This window comes from Mesorhizobium sp. M6A.T.Cr.TU.014.01.1.1, assembly GCF_004022765.1.
Lineage (GTDB): Bacteria > Pseudomonadota > Alphaproteobacteria > Rhizobiales > Rhizobiaceae > Mesorhizobium > Mesorhizobium mediterraneum.
The window spans coordinates 1-22,464 of record NZ_RZPG01000002.1 but is presented as its reverse complement, the minus strand read 5'-3'; the positions used below and the strand labels follow the sequence as shown (position 1 = coordinate 22,464).

Here is a 22,464-nt window from a genome sequence, read left to right as displayed (position 1 = left end):
GACATCGCGCGCCGACCAGCGAATTTCTCATTGAACGGCCCGCGGCTGGCGACCCCAACTGGGCTGGTCGGAGGCAAACAAGAGCCAGCCTGGCTCTATGTCACCAAACTGACACCTGTCCCGGTGCAGTTTCCGAATACGCGACCACATTTCGCTGATCGGGGGCAAAGACTGGAACCGCCAATCAACACGAGACCGAGTGTCGCGTGGGTCGCGGCATCGTCCATTGCGACAGCCATCATCGTTGCGTTGGCCGCCTGGTATTTCTACGGCAGCCGGGCAATGCCGGGCTCTGGGCCGGCTTCTGTACTGGTCTCCGGGCCGGTTACTGGCGGTTCACTGCAAATAATGGGTTCCGAAACGATGCGGCCGGTCGTCACGGTCTGCGCCGAGGCATTCATGGCCGACAATCCCGAGGCCGACATCATCGTGCGCGGCGGCGGCTCCGGCGACGGTATGGCAGCGCTGCTCCACGGCATGATCGATATCGGCATGATCTCACGGCCACTGTCGCCGAAGGAGATTGGGTTCGCAACCGCGAAAGGTATCGATCTGACGCAGTTCGAGCTGGCGCTGGACGGCGTTGCTATCGTCGTGCACCGAACCAACCCGCTGCGCGAAATCGATGTCGATCAGCTCCGCGCCATCTGGTCCGGAGATTTATCGCAATGGCGGGAGCTCAGCGGCGGCCCCGGCGAGATCCAACCACTTGCCCGCGCCAAGGGTCTGGAACCGAGGAGGTGTTCGCCGAGCGGGTATTGAAAGGACAAAGGGAGGGTGTGGCAAAGGAATTGCCAACAAACGAGGCCATTGTCGCCGAGGTCTCCGCGCAGCCGAATGCTATCGGATACACCGGCCTCGGAGCGCTCCGCAATGCCTCGGACCTCGTCCATGTCCTGGCCATACGCAGCCAATCTTCCTCGGTCTTGCCGAGCGCCGATACGGTGTGGTCAGGCAGCTACCCGCTGACACGCGCCTTGCTTTTGATCAATCCGGGGACGCCGTCGGGACTTGCCGCCTCGTTCATCGCGTACTGCACCGGCCCCGCCGGACAGGCCTTGGTGAAGCGCGCCGGCTATGTCGAGATCGCGGCGGGCGAGCCATGAGCGCGCGCCGGGTCGTCGGTTTGGCGGTCGGCGTGCTCGCCTGGGCATTCTCCATGCCGGCGCTCGCCGAGCCGCGGGTCGAGGATTTCCGCGTACGCAAGCTCGTCGTCGGCACGATGCGGGTGCCACCCTTTGCATCGCGCGGCGATGATGGCGTATGGAGCGGCCTGAGCATCGAGCTCTGGCAAAAAGTGGCCTCGCAATTGAACCTTGGCTATGAATTCCGCGAGTTCGACTATGATCCCGATGCCATGGTCCAGGCCTTGCAGACCCGCCAAATCGATCTGGTGGTCGCCGCCATGCCGGTCACGACGGACGGTGAGGCGCGCTTCGATTTCTCGCATGCCTACTTCGCCGCGGGCGTTGGTGTCGCGGTGCGCAGCGAGCCAACCGCCGGTATCCTGGCGACCCTGCGCAGGCTGTTTACCTGGCAGTTGCTTGTTCCAATCGGCGGCCTCGTGGGTCTACTGCTGCTTGTCGGCACGTCGTTGTGGCTGATCGAGCGACGCCGCAATCCCGGCCATTTCGATCCCCGCATGATGCAGGGCATTGGCGATGGCATCTGGTGGGCCGCCGTGACGATGACGACGACCGGCTATGGCGACAAGACGCCGATCACCTGGCGCGGCCGCGCCATCGCTCTTGTCTGGATGTTCACCAGCATTTTCTGCATCGCCACCTTTTCGGCGACGCTCGCCTCGTCTTTGGTCGTTGGCCGGCTTAAGAGCAGCGTTGACGGTCCCGAAGACTTGCCGCGAGCCCGTGTGGGAACAGTGGCGGGTACAGCCGGCGAGTTGTGGACTAAGGCGCAGGGCCTGAAGGTGCAGACCTACCCTTTCCTGATCCAGTCCAGCAAGGCGCTCAAGCGCGGTGAAGTGGAGGCGCTGGTGGTGGAGCGCGCCATCCTTGGACACATGATCCAGGAATACCAGTGGAACGACTTGCTTATCCTGCCGCAAACCCTGGCGGTCCGCGACTACGCGATCGCCACTCCAAGCGGCAGCCCGCTCATGGAGGACATCAACCGCGCCGTGCTGACGGTGACCCATCATCCCGATTGGAAAGAGCTCGTGCATCGCTACGTCGGCCAAAGCGAACCCTGAATTCGGAATGACCGAGGGGTCCCGGCCGACCGAAGCCGGCGATGCGATGCGGGTTTCTCTCCTACACGGATTTCTCTCGCCGATAAATTCGCCTGCCGCCTCGTGCCGTGGATTTGGACCGCGAAGAGACCGTCGCTCTGTTTCAGATGCGGCCGGCAGCGACAAGCACGGCCCTGTAGCGGCGCGCAAACCTGCTCGACGGGCGGCTCAGATAGCCGGACGCCGCAATATCCCAGCACGCGCCCAGTTCACGATCGAAAGCCGGCGGCTCGAATTGCTGCAGGCCGCTGCGGGGATAGATCGTGAACTCGCCGAACACCGGCTCTCCGCCGTCTTCGTAGAAATCGACTCGCATCATGTCGAATTCGCCGCCCAGTATCTCGGCAGCCTCGACCATGCGCGAAAAGCTTTGCGGCCGGGCAATTTCCAGCGACGCGTCGATGCCGCCCTGGACGACTGCCAGCCGGCGCCAGTCGCGATCGAAAAGTGCCGTCTTCCGCACCGTCGAGCGGAAAGACGTGACCACGACAAAGGCGACACGGCCGGCAATCACGTTGAACTTGTAGTCGATGGGCTGATAGTCATGATCCTTGCCGATCAGCGTCTCGACGAAAACCTGCGGCTTGATGTGGGCATAGCCGCGCTCCAGCTTGCGGCTGCCATAGGTCTCGGCGAGGTGCCTGGACATCTCGGCAATGATCGCGTCCCGATCGGCGGTTGCGGGGTCCGGAACGACGGCATTCATGTTGCAGCCGTGATTGCATTTGACGATGTATGGAATCGTCAATTCGTCGAAGGGGATTTCGCGCGGGTCGTCGCCGCGCCACAGCACCGCCGGGACAAGCAGCCAGGGAAGCCGATCCCGGACGAATTCCTTGGCTTTCAGCTTGTCGAGCACAATCGCAAACCGCGGATCGTCGTCGAAAATCTTGCGCCAATGGATCTTTTCCGTGAAGGTCGCCGGGGCAGCAAAACTGGGCAGATGCCGCATCCTTTCGGAGAAACGCTGGGTCAGGCGCCGGTAGCTGACCAGCAGCGCGACATTCAGGACCAGCAGCAGCGCCATCGCGCCAACCCGCTTCAGCGAACCCAGCTTTCCGGCGCTCATGTTTGCCGCGCCCCTTCGCTGCACCCAGATTCCGGCACGGGTCAGGCCCGGATCAGGTTCAGCTTCAGATGCTGGATCAGGATGATCGTCTTGGCATCGATAATGCGGCCGTCGTAAATGCCGGCCAAAGCCTCATCGAGCGGCATTTCCAGAACCTCGATGTCCTCGCCTTCTTCCGGCGCGCCGCCGCCGTCCGAGATGCGGTCGGCGGGCGAGTAGCGCGCGATGAAGAACCAAAGCCGCTCGGTCACGCTGCCAGGGCTCATATAGGGCGCAAACAGCCGTTCAACGTCCTTCAGCCGGTAGCCCAGTTCCTCTTCCGCCTCCTTGCGGATGCAGGTTTCCGGATCGTGTTCATCGAGCAGGCCGGCGCAGGCCTCGATCAGCGGCTCGCGGTGGCCGGTGACGTAGGCCGGGTAGCGGAACTGCCGCACGAGCAGAACCGTCGAGCGCTCGGGATCGTAAGGCAGGATCACCGCCCCGTCGCCGCGATCGTAGGTCTGGCGGATCTGCGTCTCCCATTGCCCGTCACGCCGGCGATAATCGAGGACGGTCTTTTTCAGGACGGCCCAGTCGTCGGAAAGGATTTCCTCCGAACGGATGCGAATGCGATCTTCCATGACGGACTCCGTGCTGTCGGTGGCGAGGACTACAGCGCCGCGCGTCCTCTTGGACGCGCAAAGGACGCTGTAGCACTTTTGATCTGCGCATGATCCTTTCCGAAAATCGGAATTGATTTTCGGGGTCATGCGCTAACCGCGAACCGGCCTTTGCGCAATCCCGGCAGCCATTGGTCCAGAGGTGCGCTTCACCGCCTCGTGTATGGCGCAGGCGCAATCCACTGCCTAAATAGCGGCAGCCCCTCCCCGGAGTTTTTTGATGACCACATCCCTTTTCCAGCCGATCACGCTTGACGGCCTCACCTTTCCCAACCGCATCGCGGTGGCGCCGATGTGCCAGTATTCCGCCGATGACGGGTCCGCCAGCGACTGGCACCTGTACCACTGGATGAACCTGGCGATGTCCGGCGCCGGCATGGTCACCGTCGAGATGACCGACGTCGAGCGGCGCGGCCGCATCTCGCATGGCTGCCTCGGCCTTTATTCCGACGACAACGAGGCAGCCGCCCGGCGCGCGCTGGATGCCGCCAAGCGCGTCGCCGCCCCCGGCACCAGGTTCGGCACGCAGCTTGCCCATGCAGGCCGCAAGGCTTCTAACCAGAAACCGTGGGAAGGCGGCGGACCGCTGAAGGCCGATCAGGACCCGTGGCCGATCGTGTCTGCCTCGGCAATAGCTTACGACACGGGCTGGCAGGTGCCGCGGGCGCTGGAGGATGAGGAGATCCTGCACATCATCGAACGCTTCACTGATGCGGCAAGGCGGGCCGAACGTGCCGGTTTCGACTTCATCGAATTGCACGCAGCCCATGGCTATCTGATCTTCCAGTTCCTGTCGCCGCTTTCCAACCAGCGCACCGACCGCTGGGGCGGCTCGCTGGAAAACCGCATGCGTTTTGTCGTCGAGATCGCAAAGGCGGTGAGAAAAGCCGTCCCCAAGCTGATGCTTGGGGCGCGTCTGTCGGTCAAGGAGTGGGTCGATGGCGGCTTCGATGTCGAGGACGCGATCGAAGTGGTCAAGGCGCTGAAGGCGGAGGGCGTCGCTTATCTCTGCTGCTCGAGCGGCGGCAATTCGCCGCTGCAGAAGCTGCCGACAGGCCCGGGCTACCAGGTGCACCTGGCGGAAGCCGTGCGCAAGGGCGCTGGCATCCCGACGCGGGCCGTCGGCCTGATCGACGATCCGAAGCAGGCCGAGGCGATCGTCGCCGAAGGCCGTGCCGACATGGTGGCTCTGGCCCGCGCCTTCCTGGCCGACCCGCGCTGGGCGTGGCGCGCCGCGGCCACATTCGGCGAGAAGATCCACCCGGCGCCGCAGCTTGCCCGCTCGGTGACGACGATGCGGCACTGGATGAAGGCGGCGGGCTGACCGTCCCGTTTCCACTGGCTGCGGCCCCAATGACCGCGGCCCCATTAATCGCGGCACTTGAGACCTTTGCGCCGAGGCGTTGCAACCAAATCGGTCGCTCCGCGTTGCCGGCGATGATGGACAACAAGCCTTTTGAAAAGCCGGTCGTGGTCGAGCTTGGCCATGTCGGCAAATACCGTGAGATCCGTAGCACCCAGGAAGCAGCGGAGTGCCTGATGACGGTCTGGCCACTCAATCGTGGTCCTCGGCATCGCGATGCTCTCGACACTTGCCTAAAAGTGCTGGAGGGTTATCGTTCGACAGCGGATGCGCGCCGGGCATTGGTCGAGGCCGCGAAGGAATCGGACGTGCTGGTTCCCGACGAGAGATTGTCCGACGGCAAGCTGCCCGAACGCAAACTGCCCGAAGACAAACTGCATTGAGCAGACGGAGCTTTTTCCACCGGAGGATTTCATGGCGAAGCTGACCTACAAGATCGTCGAACATGACGGGGGCTGGGCCTACAAGGTCGGCGCGACATTCTCGGAAACGTTTCCTACTCACGAGGACGCGCTGCGCGCCGCCGAGATCGCTTCGGCCGAACAGCAGGTCGCCGGCACCACGGACGGCATCCAGTACGAGGACGCCGACGGCAAATGGCACGACGAGCTCGCCGATGGCCGGGACCGGCCGCAAACCGAAGTTTCCGATTAGGCTGGCGTCGTTGCTGATGGCTTCTCGCACCTCCGGTTTTGGGAGCTGGGGCTTGGCAAGTTATTCTCTTGCTCCGATCCCGGACATGACGAATCTCAGTCCCGTTGGGAACGCTCACGATCAGGTGCGACGAAGAAGAGCGCTTGCCACGCAGCCGCTTTACAGGGCGGTCTGGTAGCGCTACCGTTTCATCATCGCGCGTGACCAGGGAGGAGCTTGGGAGCTGCCGCGGGCCAGTTAGGAAAGCGGTTTCCTTCGAAGACGTCGCAGGAAGCATTCGGGAGGAAATCGATGGCGTCTGTCGCGATTGGCGATGTCTACAAATCATTTGGAACCGTCGAGATTCTCCACGGCGTCAGCGTGGATATAGACGATGGCGAGTTCGTCACGCTGGTCGGACCGTCGGGCTGCGGAAAATCAACGCTTCTCAGGATGATTGCCGGCCTGGAAAAGATTTCGCGCGGCCAGATCGCGATTGGCGAGCGTGTCGTCAACAACGTTGCGCCAAAAGAACGCGACGTCGCCATGGTCTTCCAGAACTACGCGCTCTACCCGCACATGACCGTCGCAGAGAACATGGCGTTCTCGCTCATGCTCAAGGGCGTCGCGAAAGCCGAGAGTAGTGCTAGCGTCCAGCGCGCCGCCGAAATCCTGGGACTGGTGCCGTTGCTGGCACGCTATCCCCGGCAGCTTTCCGGCGGCCAGCGCCAGCGCGTCGCCATGGGCCGGGCGATCGTGCGCGATCCGGCGGTCTTCCTGTTCGACGAGCCGCTGTCCAATCTCGACGCCAAGCTCAGGGTGCAGATGCGCGCCGAGATCAAGGAATTGCACCAGCGCCTGAAGACCACGACCGTCTATGTCACCCATGACCAGATCGAGGCCATGACCATGGCCGACAAGATCGTGGTCATGCATGACGGCATCGTCGAGCAGATCGGGCCGCCGTTGGAACTCTACGACCGGCCGGATAATATCTTTGTCGCCAGTTTTATCGGCTCGCCCGCCATGAACATGCTGCGGGGCGAAATCACAACCGATGGCGGCTCACCGTCGTTTCGCGGCTCCGGCGGGATTTCAGTCCCATTGGCCACAGCACTGTCCATCGGCAGTGGCGAGCCGGTGGTGCTGGGAATACGGCCCGAGCATTTGCGGCTGTCCGACGACAGGGGCATTCCGGTGACGGTCGCGGTGGTCGAGCCGACAGGGTCCGAATTGCAGCTCATCGGCCGGACGGCTGGCGGCGAAGAGATCGTCGCGAATTTCCGGGAGCGCCACTCCTTCGCGCCGGGCGAGACCATACGCCTCACGGCCGAGCCCGGCCTAATCCATCTCTTCCACGGCGAGACCGGAAAGCGATTCAAGACGCGCAGCGAACAGTAAGAACCACGGCAACGAATAACAGGAGGAAACGAGCATGAAATTCACCAGACGTGACGTGATCCGCACGACCGCCGGCGTGGCGGCGGGAGCCTTGGGAAGCCGGTTCGTCGGCTCTTCCGCCTTTGCCCAGGAGGGGTTGACGTACAAGCCCGAAGACGGCGCGAAGCTGCGGATGCTGCGTTGGTCGCCCTTCGTGCAGGGCGATGAGGATCAATGGCTGGCCAACACCAAGCGGTTCACCGAGGCGACAGGCGTCGAGGTTCGCGTCGACAAGGAAAGCTGGGAGGACATTCGCCCCAAGGCGGCGGTCGCCGCCAATGTCGGCTCCGGTCCAGATCTCATGTTGGTCTGGTTCGACGACCCGCACCAGTACCCCGACAAGCTGCACGACGTCACGGAACTGGGTGAGTATCTGGGCTCGAAATACGGCGGCTGGCACGACGGGCCAAAGCAATATGCGACGCGGGAGGGAAAATTCCTCGGCCTGCCTCTGGCAACCATCGGCAATGCCATCGTCTACCGGGAAAGCTGGGTGAAGGAGGCTGGCTTCTCGGAGTTTCCGAAGGACACCGCAGGCTTCCTCGAGCTTTGCAAGGCCTTGCAGGCGAAGGGACATCCGGCCGGCTTCACGCACGGCCATGGCGTTGGCGACGGCAACAACTACGCTCACTGGCTGCTGTGGAGCCACGGCGGCCAGATGGTCGACGAGAGCGGAAAGGTGGCGATCAACAGCCCCGAGACCCTCAAGGCGATCGAATACGCGCAGGAACTCTACAAGACATTCATCCCCGGCACCGAAAGCTGGCTCGACGTGAACAACAACCGCGCCTTCCTGGCCGGCGAACTGGGCGTCATCGCCAATGGCATTTCCGTGTATAACACGGCCAAGACCAACAAGGACAATGATCCGAAACTGGCTGAAATCGCCAAGGACATGCGCACGACCAGCCTGCCGATCGGTCCGGTCGGAAAATCGGTCGAGTTGTTCCAGGTGACCACGGCCGTGATCTTCGACTACACACCCTACCCCAACGCGGCCAAAGCCTATCTGCAGTTCATGTTCGAGGAGCAGCAGATGGCGGAGTGGATCACCTCCTCGGCCGGCTATTGCTGCCAGACGCTCAAAGCCTTCGACAACAATCCGGTGTGGACGGCCGACCCGAACAATGCCGCTTACGCCAAGGCCTCGGCGACGCTGCGTCCCAATGGCTATGCCGGGCCGCTCGGCTATGCCTCGGCGGCGACCATGGCCGACTATGTCCTGGTGGACATGTTCGCCAAGGCCGTGACGGGCCAGGCGACGGCCCAGGAGGCGATGGAAGAGGCGGAGAAGCGCGCAAACCGGTACTATCGCGTTTGATCACAGCCGAGCCGGGCAGCCGCAACCGGCTGCCCGGTCTGGTTCCTGAAATCGCGTGGCGGCCACTCAGGCCACCATGCCACCAGACCTTATGAGGAGCCGTCCCATGGCCGTGTCGTCCGCTGCCGTTCAGCCGCGTCCGTCGATCCTGTCGCGGAGCCTGTCGCTCTTGGCCGACAGCCGGAACGCGCTTGGCTTCGGCTTCATGCTGCCGGCGGCAGCGCTGCTGCTGGTCTTCCTGACCTATCCGCTCGGGCTCGGCGTCTGGCTCGGCTTCACCGATGCCCGCATCGGCCGCCCCGGTATCTTCATAGGCACCGAAAACTATCAATATCTGTGGGATGACGCCGTCTTCTGGCTCTCCGTCTTCAACACCTTGCTCTACACGATAAGCGCCTCGATCCTGAAGTTCGTGCTCGGCCTCTGGCTGGCGCTTATCCTCAATCAAAATCTTCCCTTCAAATCGTTCTTCCGCGCCATCGTGCTGTTGCCGTGGGTGGTGCCGACGGTGCTGTCGGCCATCGCCTTCTGGTGGATCTACGATTCGCAGTTCTCCATCCTGTCCTGGGCGCTTATGGAAATGGGCCTGATCGACCATCGCATCAATTTCCTCGGCGACCCGGAGAACGCGCGCGCTTCGGTTATCGCGGCCAATGTCTGGCGCGGCATTCCGTTCGTCGCCATCACGCTGCTTGCCGGCCTGCAGACGATTCCCCAGTCGCTTTACGAGGCCGCCACGCTCGATGGCGCCAGCCGCTGGCAATTGTTCCGCTTTGTGACGCTGCCGCTGCTGACGCCGATCATCGCCATCACCATGACGTTTTCGGTGCTGTTCACCTTCACCGATTTCCAGCTGATCTATGTGCTGACCCGTGGCGGACCGGTGAATGCCACCCATCTGATGGCGACACTGTCCTTTCAACGCGGCATTTCGGGGGGCCAGCTTGGCGAGGGCGCCGCGATTGCGGTCGCCATGATCCCGTTCCTGCTGGCGGCGATCCTGTTCAGCTATTTCGGCTTGCAACGCCGCAAATGGCAGCAGGGCGGCGGAGACTGACATGGCCACGACCAAGAAGACGAAACGTCCGGAACTCGACGAAGGCGGCATGGGCTACCTTCAGAGCCTGCCGCGGCGCGTGGTGACGGTCTATCTGCCGTTGCTGGTGTTCGTGATCGTGCTGCTGTTCCCGTTCTACTGGATGACGATCACTGCGGTTAAGCCCAATCTCGAGATGACCGACTACGCCAATTTCAACCCGTTCTGGGTTGTGCATCCGACCTTGGAGCACATCCGCTATCTTTTGTTCGACACGTCCTATCCGGGCTGGCTGCTCAACACGATCATCATCTCCACCGCCGCCACATTCCTGTCGCTGCTGGCTGCGGTGTTCGCTGCCTATGCGATCGAGCGGCTGAGGTTTTCAGGGGCGCGGCAGGTCGGCCTCGCGGTCTTCCTCGCCTATCTCGTGCCGCCCTCGATCCTGTTCATCCCGCTGTCGGTGATGGTGTTCAACCTTGGGCTTTACGACACGCCCTTCGCGCTCATCCTCACCTACCCGACCTTCTTGGTGCCCTTCTGCACGTGGCTGCTGATGGGCTACTTCCGCTCCATCCCGTTCGAACTGGAAGAATGCGCGCTCATTGACGGGGCGAGCCGGTGGCAGATCCTCACCAAGATCGTGCTGCCGCTGTCGGTGCCCGGACTGATTTCGGCCGGGATATTCGCATTCACCCTGTCATGGAACGAATTCATCTACGCCCTGACGTTCATCCAGTCGTCCGAAAACAAGACTGTGCCGGTCGGGGTGCTCACGGAGCTTGTCCGCTCCGACGTCTATGAGTGGGGAGCGCTGATGGCCGGAGCGCTGATCGGCTCCCTGCCGGTGGTCGTGCTCTATTCGTTCTTTGTCGAGCATTACGTTTCGTCGATGACTGGCGCGGTGAAGGAATAGCGCGCTGCCTCGGTCCCGGCGGCCGCGGATGCCCGTTGAAGAGCATCCTGCCGGCCGGTCCGGTCGTGGGCTGATTACTTGCCGCAGTACTGATCGTTGACGTTCATTCGGGCGTTGGCGTCGGGTCCTGGCGAGTTTGAGGCGCAAGGTCCAACCGGGCCGGGGTTGCCCTGGATGTTCAGACCCGAGGCGTCGCCATTGATGCTGCCGGTGGCGCTGGGATCAGCGGTCATCCGCTCTTCGTTGGTGGGAACTGGGTTCGTGGGAGCTGGGCTATTGGATAAAACATCCGACGATTGCGCCATTGCGGACGTGGCGAGGCCAATCGTGAAGACCGAGGCTGCGAGAATTTTGGTAAGCATAAAGAGACTACTCCATTCCATGTGGTTGCAGATGTCGACTTCGTGCGACCGCCAAAGAATCCATCAGCCGGCTCGAAGTTCCGATGAAAAGGTCGTTAAGGCGCGCAAGCTTCGACACCTTTTTGTGACCAGTGCGTGAAGAGGTTTGGGATGCTTCGGCAGTTTTGAGCAACGCGAGATCGGCGACGTGCCCGCCTGTCGAGATCAGCCTGCGAACGCGCGCTCAAGGGAGATGGCACAGGTGGATCCGTCGTTCGGACGGCATTGCCGCCGGCCATCCGCCGCGCTATCTCAGGCGACCCTCTCTACCTGAGGCGATCCTGTCTGCCTCAGGTGACCTTTTGCCGGAGCCTCCCATGCCCGAAATCGTCACCGCCGCCATGCTCGTCATCGGCGACGAGATTCTGTCCGGCCGCACCAAGGACAAGAATATCGGCCACCTCGCCGATATCATGACGGCGATCGGCATCGACCTGAAGGAGGTGCGCATCGTTCCCGACGAGGAAGACGAGATCATCGCCGCGGTGAATGCCGTGCGTGCCCGCTACACCTATGTCTTCACGACCGGCGGCATCGGCCCCACGCATGACGACATCACCGCGGACGCGATTTCCAAGGCCTTCGGCGTGCCCTGCGAATACGACGCCAAAGCCTATGCCATGCTGGAAGCGAGCTACGCCGCGCGCGGCATCGAATACACCGAGGCGCGCAAGCGCATGGCGCGGATGCCGCGCGGTGCCGACCATATCGACAATCCTGTGTCCATCGCGCCGGGCTTTCGTATTGGCAACGTCCATGTCATGGCCGGCGTGCCGTCGATTTTCCAGGCGATGCTCGACAATGTGGTGCCGACGCTGAAGGCCGGCACAATGATGCTGTCGGCCACGGTGCACTGTCCGTTCGGCGAAGGGCTGGTCGGCGGACCGCTGGGCGACATTCAGAAGGCGCATCCGGATACAATCATCGGGTCCTATCCGAAATATGGCGACGGCAAGTTCTGGACGGAGCTGGTCGTGCGTGCCCGCAGCCAGGAAGCGCTGGACGCCGCCCGCGCCGATGTCGAGGCGATGGTCGCAGGCCTCGCCAGCGCGGTCAGTTGATCTATAGCGCGTCGCGTCTGAGAGGATCCATGCGACGCTCTTTAGGTTCTTGTTTTTATGCATGTCGTTATCCCAAAACCGCTGCGCACCCTCGGTTCACGCCCGAGGGCATGCTTTTGGGCGACATGCATTAGGCCGGAACCAAGCATGGTGCTGTAACGTTTCTCGCGGGCGAGTTTCGATCGCCGTAAAATGAGGGATTACCATGCGATTCAAGACCATCGTCGCCATACTGCAGAACGAACAGGATGCGGAGCGCGTGCTCGAATGCGCCATTCCGCTTGCCGATAAGTTCCAGAGCCATCTCATCGGCATTCATGCCGAAGCGCTTCCCGTCCCCTACACCTCGGCCACCGGCTTTCCCGACACCGAGTTCCTGCAGGTTTCAGCCGACATGAACAAGGAGCGTGCTGAAAAATTGCGGGCGGTTTTCCTCAGGCATATCGAAGATTCCGGCCTGTCTTTCGAGTGGCGCAGCCTCGAGAGCTTTTCCGGAGATAGCGCGCTGACCGGCATCCCAACCGTTCGCACCGCGGATCTGATCATCGCCGCGCAGCGCGAGTCCGGCGGCGATCCGAGCGCCGACGTCGACACGCTGGTCTACGACGCCGGCCGGCCGGTGCTAGTCGTGCCCCATTCGGGCCCGCTCGTCACCAGCTTCAAGCATGTGCTGCTCGCCTGGAACGGCAGCAAGGAAGCCGCGCGCGCCGCCTTCGACGCCCTGCCCTTCATCATCGAGGCCGAGAAGACGGATATTGTCGTCATCGACCCGCCGGATACGCTTGACGCGGCTCCCGAGGCGGCCGGCGCCGAAATCGCCGCCGCCCTGTCCAGACATGGCGCCACGGTCAGCGTCTCGGTGCTGCAATCGGGCGGCCATTCGGTCGACGACGTGATCCAGACCAGGATTGCCGAAACCGGCGCCGACCTGCTCGTGCTTGGCGCCTACAGCCATTCCTGGCTGCGCCAGCTTCTGTTCGGCGGGGTCACGCGCACGGTGCTGCGCACGGTGCCGGTGGCAGCTTTCCTGTCGCGGTAAGAAGCGTAGATCAAGAACTCTGGCGCGCGGCGAAATACGCCCCGACATGGTCAACGACGGTGGAAGTCAGGTCATCGGGCGCATGAGGGCTGCGCCGCAAGGCCACGTCATAGTAACCAATCGACGGAAGGCCTTGCTCAGGCCCAAACGGCACCAGTTCTCCCGATAAGGTTGCAATCGGTAACGGCGCGACTGCCAGCCCCGCCACCACCAACGCAAGCTGGCCCGCGAGATTCTCACTTGTACAAGCGATCTGATAAGAGATGCCGGCTGCGTCGAGCGCGTCGATGGCTGACTTCCGCCAAATGCAACTCGCTGGACCTGCGGCGACAGCCAGCGGACGACGGAGATGGGCGGTTCCATGCGCAAGGCCTGCCCACACAAGCCGATCTCTATGGATGGCCGTGTCGGGCGATCCAGTTCGACCCGTCGCGCCAGCCGTCACCAGTGCGACATCCAGTTCGCCCTCATCCAGCATCCGCGACATCGTGCTGCTTGTGCGACACGTCACGCTGATCTCCACCAACGGATAGGCCGCTGTATAGCTGGCGAGAACCGAGGGAAGGAACGCAACTGCATATTCGTCCGTCATTCCCAGCCGCACAGCGCGTCCCTGCGACAGGGGATTGAATCGCACTATCGCCTCTTCGGCGATTCCAAGAGCGCGCCGCGCGTAGGTCAGAAGCGCTTCACCTGCTGGCGTCAACATTATCGAGCGCCCTTGATGCACAAAGATCGGCTGTCTGATCTGCGTTTCAAGCCGTTTCATTTGCATGCTGATGGCAGATGGCGTCCGGTGCACTGTTCGGGCAGCACCGACGAAGCTGCCTGTGTCGACAACCGCCATCAGAGTACGCAGGAGAGAGTTGTCCAGCCCCAACAGAACGCCCGAATCCGGCCCAAAGCGTGCGTGGTTCGGCATGAGTGGCAAGCCCCAATTCGCCAATTTCGTTGATGTCGAGTGTAAGTCCTTTTCGTTTGTCGGAGCAATCAGCCTTGGCCAAACTGAGTAAAACCAATTGCACAGCCGGCATGGTGACCGGCTAGCTGCGTCTGGGCATGGGCAAATACACCGCTTGAGGAACCCACTCAATGAACACGGCGCTAGATCTTGCCTACCGTGCAGCACGAGCCTGGATCGACGGATTGGATGAACGTTCGGTGGCTGCAACGGCCAGTCTTATGGATCTCAAACGGTCTTTTGCCGGCCCACTGCCATACGAAGGCAGCAGTGCAGAGGAAGTGGTTCAAGCACTTGCCAGGGATGCCGGCCCCGGGATGCATGGCAGCGCAGGCGGACGCTTCTTTGCCTGGGTGATTGGCGGCGGCCTGGAATCCGCACTGGCGGCCGACTGGCTGGTAACCACCTGGGATCAGAACGCGACCGTCTATGCCTCCAGTCCGGCCTCCGCCGTGATCGAGGAAACAGCCGGCGAATGGATCAAGGAGTTGCTCGACCTGCCGCGAGACGCCTCTTTTGCGTTCACCAGCGGTTGCCAAATGGCGCATATGACCAGCCTTGCGGCTGCACGCGCGGCGCTGCTGAGGCGCGTCGGCTGGAACGTGGAAGAGGACGGGCTGATTGGCGCGCCGGGGATCAGGGTGCTGACGAGCGACCAGCGACACGTCACCGTAGACCGCGCGGTGCGCTTTCTGGGGATCGGCCGCAAGGCTATTGATCAGTTGAAAACGGACGGGGATGGACGCGTCTCTCCTGCGGTTCTCGACGGCGCGCTTTCCGACAGTTCCACACCGACCATGCTGGTGCTGAATGCTGCCGACTTGAACATCGGCGCCTGTGACGCGTTCAGGGAGTTGATATCGATGGCGCATTCAGCCGGCGCCTGGGTTCACATCGACGGTGCCTTCGGCCTATTCGCACGCGCCAGCCGAACGTACCGCCACCTGCTGGACGGCGTGGAACTGGCGGATAGCTGGGCGACCGACGGCCACAAATGGCTGAATGTTCCTTTCGATTGCGGTATCGCCATCATCGCAGACCGGGAAGCACATCGCACAGCTATGACATCGAGCGCATCCTATGTCGCGCCAACCTCAATTGCGCGGGACCAGTCAGACTGGAACCCAGAATACTCTCGCCGCGCGCGTGGCGTTCCCGTCTATGCTGCCCTCAAGCAACTCGGCCGCAGCGGCATGGAGGCTTTGGTTGATCGCTGCTGCGCGCATTGCGCCAACATCGTCGAGGGGATAGGCGAACTACCGGGCGCCGAGATCCTTGCGAGGCCAACGCTCAATCAAGGCCTGCTCAGGTTCGCTCGGCCTGGCGCTTCACCTGCGGAAAATGATGCTTTTACCGACGAAACGATTCAAAAAATCAATGCCACAGGCGAAGCCTTCTTCTCCGGCACGACCTGGCGCAATCACCGCGCCATGCGCGTCAGCGTGGTTAACTGGCGCACCAGCGAGCAAGATGTGAAGCGGGCGATCGCGGCCGCGACTTCTGTGCTGACGCCGGAAGTGGCTGTGCCGATCGGACTGGAGGTTGCGCCACTTGCCAACACCTAGGCTTTCCAGTTAATTCCGCGCGCATTCCCTCAAGTGTCTGCGCGCGATCTCGCGCGCTGCGGAGTGCGCAGAAAAATGTCCCTTCCCGAAAAGGCCTTTCCCGTCTCGTGGGATCAGTTCCACCGCGATGCGCGTGCGCTCGCCTGGCGGCTTGCCGGCGCCAACAAAGGCCAATGGAAAGCGATCGTCTGCATCACACGCGGCGGCCTGGTTCCGGCCGCCATCATCTCGCGTGAGCTAGGGATCCGGGTCATCGAGACGGTTTGCGTCGCCTCCTATCACGACTACGCCAGCCAGGGGCAGCTGCAGGTGCTGAAGGAGGTCACGCCGGCACTGCTCGCCGATGACGGCGCCGGCGTGCTGATCATCGACGACCTCACAGACACCGGCAAGACCGCGGGCATCGTGCGCGCCATGATGCCCAAGGCGCATTTCGCCACCGTCTATGCCAAGCCGAAAGGCAGGCCGCTGGTCGACACCTTCGTCACCGAGGTCAGCCAGGACACCTGGATCTATTTTCCGTGGGACATGGGCTTCACCTACCAGAAGCCGATCGCCGACGACCACGTCGGCTGATTCGCGGCAACTGCCTTTTCTCCTGGAACAGCCAGGCGAGCACTTCTTGCCGGCGACCACTTCTTGAAAGCATGCCGCGGCGCACGATATTTCCTGAATCGACGCCTCTTGGCGTGGTTAACCAGTGCGTATGAGGTTTTTTACTTTTATTGCCCATGATTAGCCGTAAGATTCACGAGACGGCAGATGATTCTGGAGGCTGGGGCAAGCTTCTCCGATGTTGACGACGCCAGCAACGCACAACCATTTGGCCGAAAGGGTCCAGCGGCTCTTCGGCACAGCGCCGTGCCGCCTGCAGGTTGCAGCACTGCCCTGGCGCGATACCAAGCATGGCATCGAGATCATGCTGATCACCAGCCGCGATACCGGCCGCTGGGTGCTTCCCAAGGGCTGGCCTGAGGCCAAGGAACTGCTTTGCGAAGCGGCGGCACGCGAGGCCGGCGAGGAAGCCGGACTGCGCGGCACGATCTCCCACCACGAAGCCGGCCGCTACTTCTATGCCAAGGCATTGGCTTCAGGCGAGGAAGTGCCTTGCGAAGTCCTGGTGTTTCCGCTGCAGGTCGACAAGATCGCCGACCGGTGGAAGGAAAAGCGCTCACGCACCCGCAAATGGGTCAGCTGCGCCGAGGCCGTGCGCATGGTCAATGAGCCGGACCTTTGCCAGATCATCGCCTATTTCTGTGCCGACCCGCACCAATTCTCCTGAGCAAGACGTAGGCGCGCCGGCCGCGCATCGCGCGGGTAAAAATCGAAACCCTCCGCGTCACTTTCTATCCCCGTTATCCACATGTGTGACACACAAGATGTTGGGGTCATAAAAGCTACGCAAACGAATCCTTGACGGCGCAAAACGAGTCGCCTTTTATAGGCCATGCGCTCCTGTTGAGAGCGCGACCGGAAAGTTCTGAGCCCGGTCTTTTTCCCGGATTATGTGCGTTTTGGCCGCATTTCCGCCTGGTTACGAGGCTGGCGGAAGCGTTGCAATTGTGGGGTCTTTGGGGGCGAAAGGGAAAAATGTTGGACTGGAATAAATTGTCTGTTAACACTATATTTAGTGTTTGCAGGTAGGTTCGACGCTAGATAGTGTGAAGTTCCCTCGATTGAGGGAGTCGCAAAAAAGTTTCAGTCTTGAGGGATCCGCAGGGTTCGTCGGCGCGTTGGACGGCTACTTCGCAAGGAGTTCGACCAGCAGGGCGGGCGGAGGCTGTGAAAAGGAGCCGGCCGTTTTTCGAACGCCGGCAGACGGCGGACATGCGCGTTTCAGAAAGGGGCAGAAATCCCCTGGGAAAAGCGCTATATGTAGACACAAAGGATAGGACCAATGCGCATCGAGCGTCGTTTCACCAAGCAGGGGCAGTCGGCTTATGCGGAGATCGAATTCCGCAAGGCGCTTTCGGAGATCAAGAATCCGGATGGCTCGGTGGTGTTCCGCTTGGACAATATCGATGTGCCGGCGCAGTTCAGCCAGGTTGCCGCCGACATCCTGGCGCAGAAATATTTCCGCAAGGCCGGCGTGCCCGCGCGACTGAAGAAGGTCGAGGAGAACGACGTCCCCTCCTTCCTGTGGCGCTCCGTCGCCGACGAGGCCGAACTGGCAAAGCTGCCCGAAGCCGAGCGCTACGGCTCCGAGATCGACGCCCGCCAGGTCTTCGACCGCCTCGCCGGCACCTGGACCTATTGGGGCTGGAAGGGCGGCTACTTCAAGTCGGAGGAGGACGCCCGCGCCTTCCGCGACGAGCTTGCCTATATGCTGGCCACCCAGCGCGTCGCGCCGAACTCGCCGCAATGGTTCAACACCGGCCTGCACTGGGCCTATGGCATCGACGGCCCGAGCCAGGGCCACTTCTATGTCGACCCGTTCACCGGCAAGCTGACCAAGTCGAAATCTTCCTACGAGCATCCGCAGCCGCATGCCTGCTTCATCCAGGGCGTGCAGGACGATCTCGTCAACGAAGGCGGCATCATGGACCTGTGGGTGCGTGAAGCGCGCCTGTTCAAATATGGCTCCGGCACCGGCTCCAACTTCTCGTTCCTGCGCGGCGAGGGCGAAAAACTGTCCGGCGGCGGCCGCTCGTCCGGCCTGATGAGCTTCCTGAAGATCGGCGACCGCGCGGCGGGCGCCATCAAGTCGGGCGGCACGACGCGCCGCGCCGCAAAGATGGTCATCGTCGACGCCGACCATCCCGATATCGAGGAATTCATCGACTGGAAGGTCAATGAGGAGCAGAAGGTCGCCTCGCTGGTCACCGGCTCCAAGATCGTGAAGAAGCACCTCGAAGCGATCATGAAGGCCTGCATCAATTGTGAAGGCCAGGACGACGATTGCTTCGACCCGGCGATCAACACCGCGCTGAAGCGCGAGATCAAGCTGGCCAAGAAGGACGGGGTGCCGGAGAACTACATCTATCGCGTCATCCAGTTCGCCAAGCAGGGCTACACCTCGATGTCGTTCAAGACCTACGACACCGACTGGGATTCGGATGCCTACCTCACCGTTTCGGGCCAGAACTCCAACAATTCGGTCTCGCTGAAGGACGATTTCCTGCGCGCCGTCGAAGAGGACGCCGACTGGCACCTCACCGCACGCAAGGACGGCAAGGTGCTGAAGACGCTGAAGGCCAGGGATCTGTGGGAAAAGATCGGCTATGCCGCCTGGGCATCGGCCGATCCGGGCCTCCACTTCAACACGACGATGAATGACTGGCACACCTGCGCCTCGGCCGGTGCGATCCGGGCGTCCAACCCGTGCTCGGAATACATGTTCCTCGACGACACCGCCTGCAACCTGGCCTCGATCAACCTGCTGCCCTACCGCAACGCCGACGGCACCATCGACATATCAGCCTACGAGCACACGGTTCGGCTGTGGACCATGGTGCTGGAAATCTCGGTGATGATGGCGCAGTTCCCGTCGAAGGAGATCGCCAAGCTCTCCTACGAATACCGCACGCTCGGCCTCGGCTACGCCAATATCGGCGGCCTGCTGATGACCTCGGGCATTCCCTATGATTCCGACGAGGGCCGCGCCATCTGCGCAGCACTCACGGCAATCATGACCGGCACGGCCTATGCCACCTCGGCCGAAATGGCCGCAGAGCTCGGCGCCTTCCCCGACTACGATCGCAATGCGCAGAACATGCTGCGTGTCATGCGCAATCACCGCCGCGCCGCCTATGGCGACAGGGACGGCTACGAGAAGCTCGCCGTCAACCCGGTGCCGCTGGTCGCCTCCGACCTGAAGCAGCCGGAGCTTGCCGCCCATGCCAAGGGTGCCTGGGACCGCGCTATCGAGCTCGGCGAGGAGCATGGCTACCGCAATGCGCAGGCGACCGTGATCGCGCCGACCGGTACGATCGGCCTGGTCATGGATTGCGACACCACCGGCATCGAGCCCGACTTCGCGCTGGTGAAGTTCAAGAAGCTGGCCGGTGGCGGCTATTTCAAGATCATCAACCGCGCCGTCCCGGAAGCGCTGCGCACGCTCGGCTATTCGGAAAGCCAGATCGCCGAGATCGAAGCCTATGCGGTCGGCCACGGCAATCTCAACCAGGCGCCTGCCGTCAACCCCGGCTCGCTCAAGGCAAAGGGTTTTACCGACGACAAGATCGCAGCACTTAACGCAGCGTTGAAGTCGGCCTTCGACATCAAGTTCGTCTTCAACCAGTGGACGCTGGGTGCGGACTGGGTGAAGGAGACGTTTGGCTTCACCGACGAGCAGCTCAACGATTTCTCGTTCGAGATGCTGCCGGCGCTTGGCTTCTCGAAGAAGGACATCGAGGCCGCCAACATCCATGTCTGCGGTGCGATGACGCTGGAAGGCGCGCCGTTCCTGAAGGCAGAACATTTGCCCGTGTTCGACTGCGCCAGCCCATGCGGCAAGATCGGCAAGCGCTCGCTGTCGATCAACAGCCACATCCAGATGATGGCGGCGGCCCAACCCTTCATCTCCGGCGCCATTTCCAAGACCATCAACATGCCGAACGACGCGACGGTGGAAGACGCCAAGGGCGCTTACATGCTGTCGTGGAAGCTGGCGCTGAAGGCCAATGCGCTCTATCGCGACGGCTCGAAGCTCTCCCAGCCGCTCAACGCCTCGCTGCTTGCCGACGTCGATGACGACGAGGACGATGCCGTCGAGCAGCTGATCGCGGCGCCGGCGGCGGCACGCGCGGCACAGATCACCGAGCGGATTGTCGAGCGCATCATCGAGCGCGTCTCGCGCGAGCAGGAGAAGCTGCCGTCTCGCCGCAAGGGCTACACGCAGAAGGCCAAGATCGGCGGCAACACCATCTTCCTGCGCACCGGCGAATATGACGATGGCCGTCTCGGCGAGATCTTCATCGACATGAACAAGGAGGGCGCGACCTTGCGCGGCCTTCTCAACAATTTCGCCATCGCCATCTCGCTCGGCCTGCAATATGGCGTGCCGCTCGACGAATATGTGCACGCCTTCACCTTCACCAAATTCGAGCCGGCCGGCATGGTGCAGGGCAACGACGCCATCAAGAGCGCGACGTCGATCCTCGACTATGTGTTCCGCGAGCTCGCCATCTCCTATCTCGGCCGCAACGACCTCGCCCATGTCGACCAGTCGGACTTTTCCAACACCGCACTTGGCCGCGGCATCAGCGAAGGCAAGACCGACGCCGTTTCCAAGGGCCTGACCCGCGGTGCCTCGCCGGTGAAGCTGGTGTCAAGGGTGAGCGGCAACGATCCGAAGGGCTTTGCCGGTTCGGGCTCGTCCGGCCGCTCCGCGCCGACGGCGTTCTCCGGCTCCAACGTGCTGGCGCTGAAGCCGGCCAGCGACGAAGCCACCGCCTACAAGCGCGACTTCGAGGAGCGGGCAAAGGAGCTGATCGAGGACATCGCCTTCGAGGAGGCGGCGGGTGCTGCTTCCGAGGCTTCGGATGCCACGGCGGCGCTGTTCACCGATGCTGCGGCACTCGAGGCAGCCGAAGCGAAGAAGCTAGCCGCCGACCGCCGCGCCAAATCGCTGCTCCAGGGCTACACCGGCAATTCCTGCTCCGAATGCCAGAATTTCACCATGGTGCGGAACGGGACGTGCGAGAAGTGCGACACTTGTGGGGCTACGAGCGGGTGTAGCTGAGGAAAGATGCAGCGCTAAAACGCAACATGATCGGCCCGGTCGCAAGATCGAGCCGAAATCCGTTTAGCGTCGTGATCAGGCGCATCTCTTCCTTCTCCCCTTGTGGGAGAAGGTGGCCGAGCGAAGCTCGGTCGGATGAGGGGTGCTCCAGCTTGGCATCAGCGCCGAGTTTCTTCCAACACCCCTCTTCCGTCTTGGCGCTGCGCGCCAATCCACCTTCTCCCACAGGGGGAGAAGGGAAGGCCTCACCGCCACGGTTGCAAACTCTCATCGCGGACATAAGCTATGATGGTGTCGCAGACGGCGTTCAAATCCCGCAGCACGTCGTCGTTCCAGAAGCGCAGCACGCGAAAGCCCCTCACCTTCAATTCGGCGTCTCGTTCCCGATCGTGGTTCGAGTCCGCATGCTGGCTGCCGTCGATCTCGATGATCAGCCTGGCCTCGGCGCAAATGAAATCGGCGACGAATTTGCCGACAGGAACCTGACGCCGGAATTTGATGCGATCGAGCCTGCGCCCGCGCAGTTCGTGCCACAGGCGGTCCTCCGCCTCCGTTGGCTCGCGGCGCATCGAGCGGGCGAAACGACGTTTGATCGGAGCGACGGACTGATGCGGCATGGGGCGAAGATTACCCAGCCTTGGCGCTCCGTCCAGCACCATCGTCACGCAAATCGCTGACATTTAAGATTGGCCGAAGCGCGGAATGCCAACGCTCTCCCTTCTCCCCTTGTGGGAGAAGGTGGATCGGCGCGTAGCGCCGAGACGGATGAGGGGTGTTGGACGGAGTGCCGTCGGTGCCAAGCTGGAACACCCCTCATCCGTCGCCGTCGGCGACACCTTCTCCCACAGGGAGGGCTTTGCACGGGGAGCGAAGTGGATTTCGGTGGTCAGTGAGGGCCTTTTTGAAGGCCGGCAGAGCGGTTTTCCGCGGCCCTTGCGGGGCCTTTGTCGGTTTAGGCAGCCATCCTGCCGGATTGTGGACGCACTCCTCCCTCATGTCCGCCTCTCATCGGGTGGATAGAGGACGCCAATCATGGTGCGCAGATTGTAAGCGCAGGCGGCCAGTATGC

22 protein-coding genes are annotated in these 22,464 nt (G+C 62.2%); 16 read left to right on the top strand and 6 right to left on the bottom strand.

The window, feature by feature from the left end; translation table 11 throughout:
• Window positions 1-282: 282 nt before the first annotated feature.
• The 3 genes from EN885_RS33470 to EN885_RS02505 are packed head-to-tail and all read left to right on the top strand — an operon-like array spanning window position 283 to window position 2,209.
• Window positions 283-762: a substrate-binding domain-containing protein gene (locus EN885_RS33470; RefSeq protein WP_281035110.1), complete on the top strand. Its 480-nt coding sequence runs from the start codon at window positions 283-285 to the stop codon at window positions 760-762.
• On the top strand, window positions 669-1,106 hold the full coding sequence (locus EN885_RS33465) for a substrate-binding domain-containing protein (RefSeq protein ID WP_348631553.1): 438 nt from the start codon (window positions 669-671) through the stop codon (window positions 1,104-1,106). The genes EN885_RS33470 and EN885_RS33465 overlap by 94 nt, the downstream gene beginning before the upstream one ends.
• On the top strand, window positions 1,103-2,209 hold the full coding sequence (locus EN885_RS02505) for a transporter substrate-binding domain-containing protein (RefSeq protein WP_164897768.1): 1,107 nt from the start codon (window positions 1,103-1,105) through the stop codon (window positions 2,207-2,209). The genes EN885_RS33465 and EN885_RS02505 overlap by 4 nt, the downstream gene beginning before the upstream one ends.
• 142 nt (window positions 2,210-2,351) lie before the next feature.
• Here the strand turns inward: EN885_RS02505 and EN885_RS02500 are convergent, their stop codons facing one another.
• The gene (locus EN885_RS02500) at window positions 2,352-3,317 is read right to left on the bottom strand and encodes an ATP-grasp fold amidoligase family protein (RefSeq protein ID WP_095489521.1); all 966 of its coding nucleotides are present in this window, start codon (window positions 3,315-3,317) and stop codon (window positions 2,352-2,354) included.
• A 41-nt stretch (window positions 3,318-3,358) separates the two neighbouring features.
• Window positions 3,359-3,937, bottom strand: a complete 579-nt coding sequence (locus EN885_RS02495) for an NUDIX domain-containing protein (RefSeq protein WP_095489674.1) — start codon at window positions 3,935-3,937, stop codon at window positions 3,359-3,361.
• A gap of 259 nt (window positions 3,938-4,196) precedes the next feature.
• Between EN885_RS02495 and EN885_RS02490 the strand changes: the two genes are divergently transcribed.
• The 7 genes from EN885_RS02490 to EN885_RS02460 all read left to right on the top strand — a co-directional run bounded on the left by EN885_RS02490 (window position 4,197) and on the right by EN885_RS02460 (window position 10,685).
• Window positions 4,197-5,300 (top strand): NADH:flavin oxidoreductase/NADH oxidase, encoded by a 1,104-nt coding sequence (locus tag EN885_RS02490; RefSeq protein ID WP_126106769.1) that lies wholly within the window; start codon window positions 4,197-4,199, stop codon window positions 5,298-5,300.
• Window positions 5,301-5,413: 113 nt separating this feature from the next.
• On the top strand, window positions 5,414-5,722 hold the full coding sequence (locus EN885_RS02485) for a DUF982 domain-containing protein (protein WP_095489523.1): 309 nt from the start codon (window positions 5,414-5,416) through the stop codon (window positions 5,720-5,722).
• Between the two features lie 31 nt (window positions 5,723-5,753).
• On the top strand, window positions 5,754-5,993 hold the full coding sequence (locus tag EN885_RS02480; RefSeq protein WP_095489524.1) for a DUF2188 domain-containing protein: 240 nt from the start codon (window positions 5,754-5,756) through the stop codon (window positions 5,991-5,993).
• 291 nt (window positions 5,994-6,284) lie between these two features.
• The gene (ugpC, locus tag EN885_RS02475) at window positions 6,285-7,373 is read left to right on the top strand and encodes a sn-glycerol-3-phosphate ABC transporter ATP-binding protein UgpC (protein ID WP_126106770.1); all 1,089 of its coding nucleotides are present in this window, start codon (window positions 6,285-6,287) and stop codon (window positions 7,371-7,373) included.
• Window positions 7,374-7,407: 34 nt separating this feature from the next.
• Entirely contained in the window at window positions 7,408-8,733 is a 1,326-nt protein-coding gene (locus EN885_RS02470) for an ABC transporter substrate-binding protein (protein WP_126106771.1), read from the top strand.
• A gap of 106 nt (window positions 8,734-8,839) precedes the next feature.
• Window positions 8,840-9,790, top strand: coding sequence for a sugar ABC transporter permease (locus EN885_RS02465; protein ID WP_126106772.1), 951 nt, complete (start codon window positions 8,840-8,842; stop codon window positions 9,788-9,790).
• Between the two features lies 1 nt (window position 9,791).
• Window positions 9,792-10,685 (top strand): carbohydrate ABC transporter permease, encoded by an 894-nt coding sequence (locus tag EN885_RS02460; RefSeq protein WP_095489528.1) that lies wholly within the window; start codon window positions 9,792-9,794, stop codon window positions 10,683-10,685.
• 74 nt (window positions 10,686-10,759) lie between these two features.
• Here EN885_RS02460 and EN885_RS02455 read toward each other — a convergent pair whose 3' ends face one another.
• Window positions 10,760-11,047, bottom strand: a complete 288-nt coding sequence (locus EN885_RS02455) for a hypothetical protein (RefSeq protein ID WP_126106774.1) — start codon at window positions 11,045-11,047, stop codon at window positions 10,760-10,762.
• A 356-nt stretch (window positions 11,048-11,403) separates the two neighbouring features.
• On the opposite strand from EN885_RS02455, the gene EN885_RS02450 reads away from it, so the two are divergent.
• Both EN885_RS02450 and EN885_RS02445 read left to right on the top strand, forming a co-directional pair.
• The gene (locus EN885_RS02450) at window positions 11,404-12,147 is read left to right on the top strand and encodes a competence/damage-inducible protein A (RefSeq protein WP_128244107.1); all 744 of its coding nucleotides are present in this window, start codon (window positions 11,404-11,406) and stop codon (window positions 12,145-12,147) included.
• A gap of 205 nt (window positions 12,148-12,352) precedes the next feature.
• A complete protein-coding gene (locus EN885_RS02445) occupies window positions 12,353-13,186 on the top strand; it encodes a universal stress protein (RefSeq protein ID WP_095489530.1) in 834 nt (277 codons plus the stop codon).
• Window positions 13,187-13,196: 10 nt separating this feature from the next.
• Here EN885_RS02445 and EN885_RS02440 read toward each other — a convergent pair whose 3' ends face one another.
• Complete coding sequence (locus tag EN885_RS02440) at window positions 13,197-14,108, bottom strand: LysR substrate-binding domain-containing protein (RefSeq protein WP_128244106.1); 912 nt, start codon at window positions 14,106-14,108, stop codon at window positions 13,197-13,199.
• Window positions 14,109-14,278: 170 nt separating this feature from the next.
• Here EN885_RS02440 and EN885_RS02435 point away from each other — a divergent pair, with 170 nt between their 5' ends.
• The 4 genes from EN885_RS02435 to EN885_RS02420 all read left to right on the top strand — a co-directional run bounded on the left by EN885_RS02435 (window position 14,279) and on the right by EN885_RS02420 (window position 21,395).
• Window positions 14,279-15,712, top strand: coding sequence for a pyridoxal-dependent decarboxylase (locus tag EN885_RS02435; protein ID WP_127206298.1), 1,434 nt, complete (start codon window positions 14,279-14,281; stop codon window positions 15,710-15,712).
• 75 nt (window positions 15,713-15,787) lie between these two features.
• Complete coding sequence (gene gpt, locus EN885_RS02430) at window positions 15,788-16,288, top strand: xanthine phosphoribosyltransferase (protein WP_029353723.1); 501 nt, start codon at window positions 15,788-15,790, stop codon at window positions 16,286-16,288.
• A gap of 217 nt (window positions 16,289-16,505) precedes the next feature.
• Window positions 16,506-16,994, top strand: coding sequence for an NUDIX hydrolase (locus tag EN885_RS02425; protein WP_127206299.1), 489 nt, complete (start codon window positions 16,506-16,508; stop codon window positions 16,992-16,994).
• Window positions 16,995-17,609: 615 nt separating this feature from the next.
• Window positions 17,610-21,395 (top strand): vitamin B12-dependent ribonucleotide reductase, encoded by a 3,786-nt coding sequence (locus tag EN885_RS02420; protein ID WP_127206300.1) that lies wholly within the window; start codon window positions 17,610-17,612, stop codon window positions 21,393-21,395.
• Here the strand turns inward: EN885_RS02420 and EN885_RS02415 are convergent.
• Both EN885_RS02415 and EN885_RS02410 read right to left on the bottom strand, forming a co-directional pair.
• Window positions 21,376-21,606: a hypothetical protein gene (locus EN885_RS02415; protein WP_128335158.1), complete on the bottom strand. Its 231-nt coding sequence runs from the start codon at window positions 21,604-21,606 to the stop codon at window positions 21,376-21,378. The genes EN885_RS02420 and EN885_RS02415 overlap by 20 nt on opposite strands.
• 34 nt (window positions 21,607-21,640) lie before the next feature.
• Window positions 21,641-22,012 (bottom strand): endonuclease domain-containing protein, encoded by a 372-nt coding sequence (locus tag EN885_RS02410; protein WP_128244396.1) that lies wholly within the window; start codon window positions 22,010-22,012, stop codon window positions 21,641-21,643.
• Window positions 22,013-22,464: the final 452 nt, after the last annotated feature.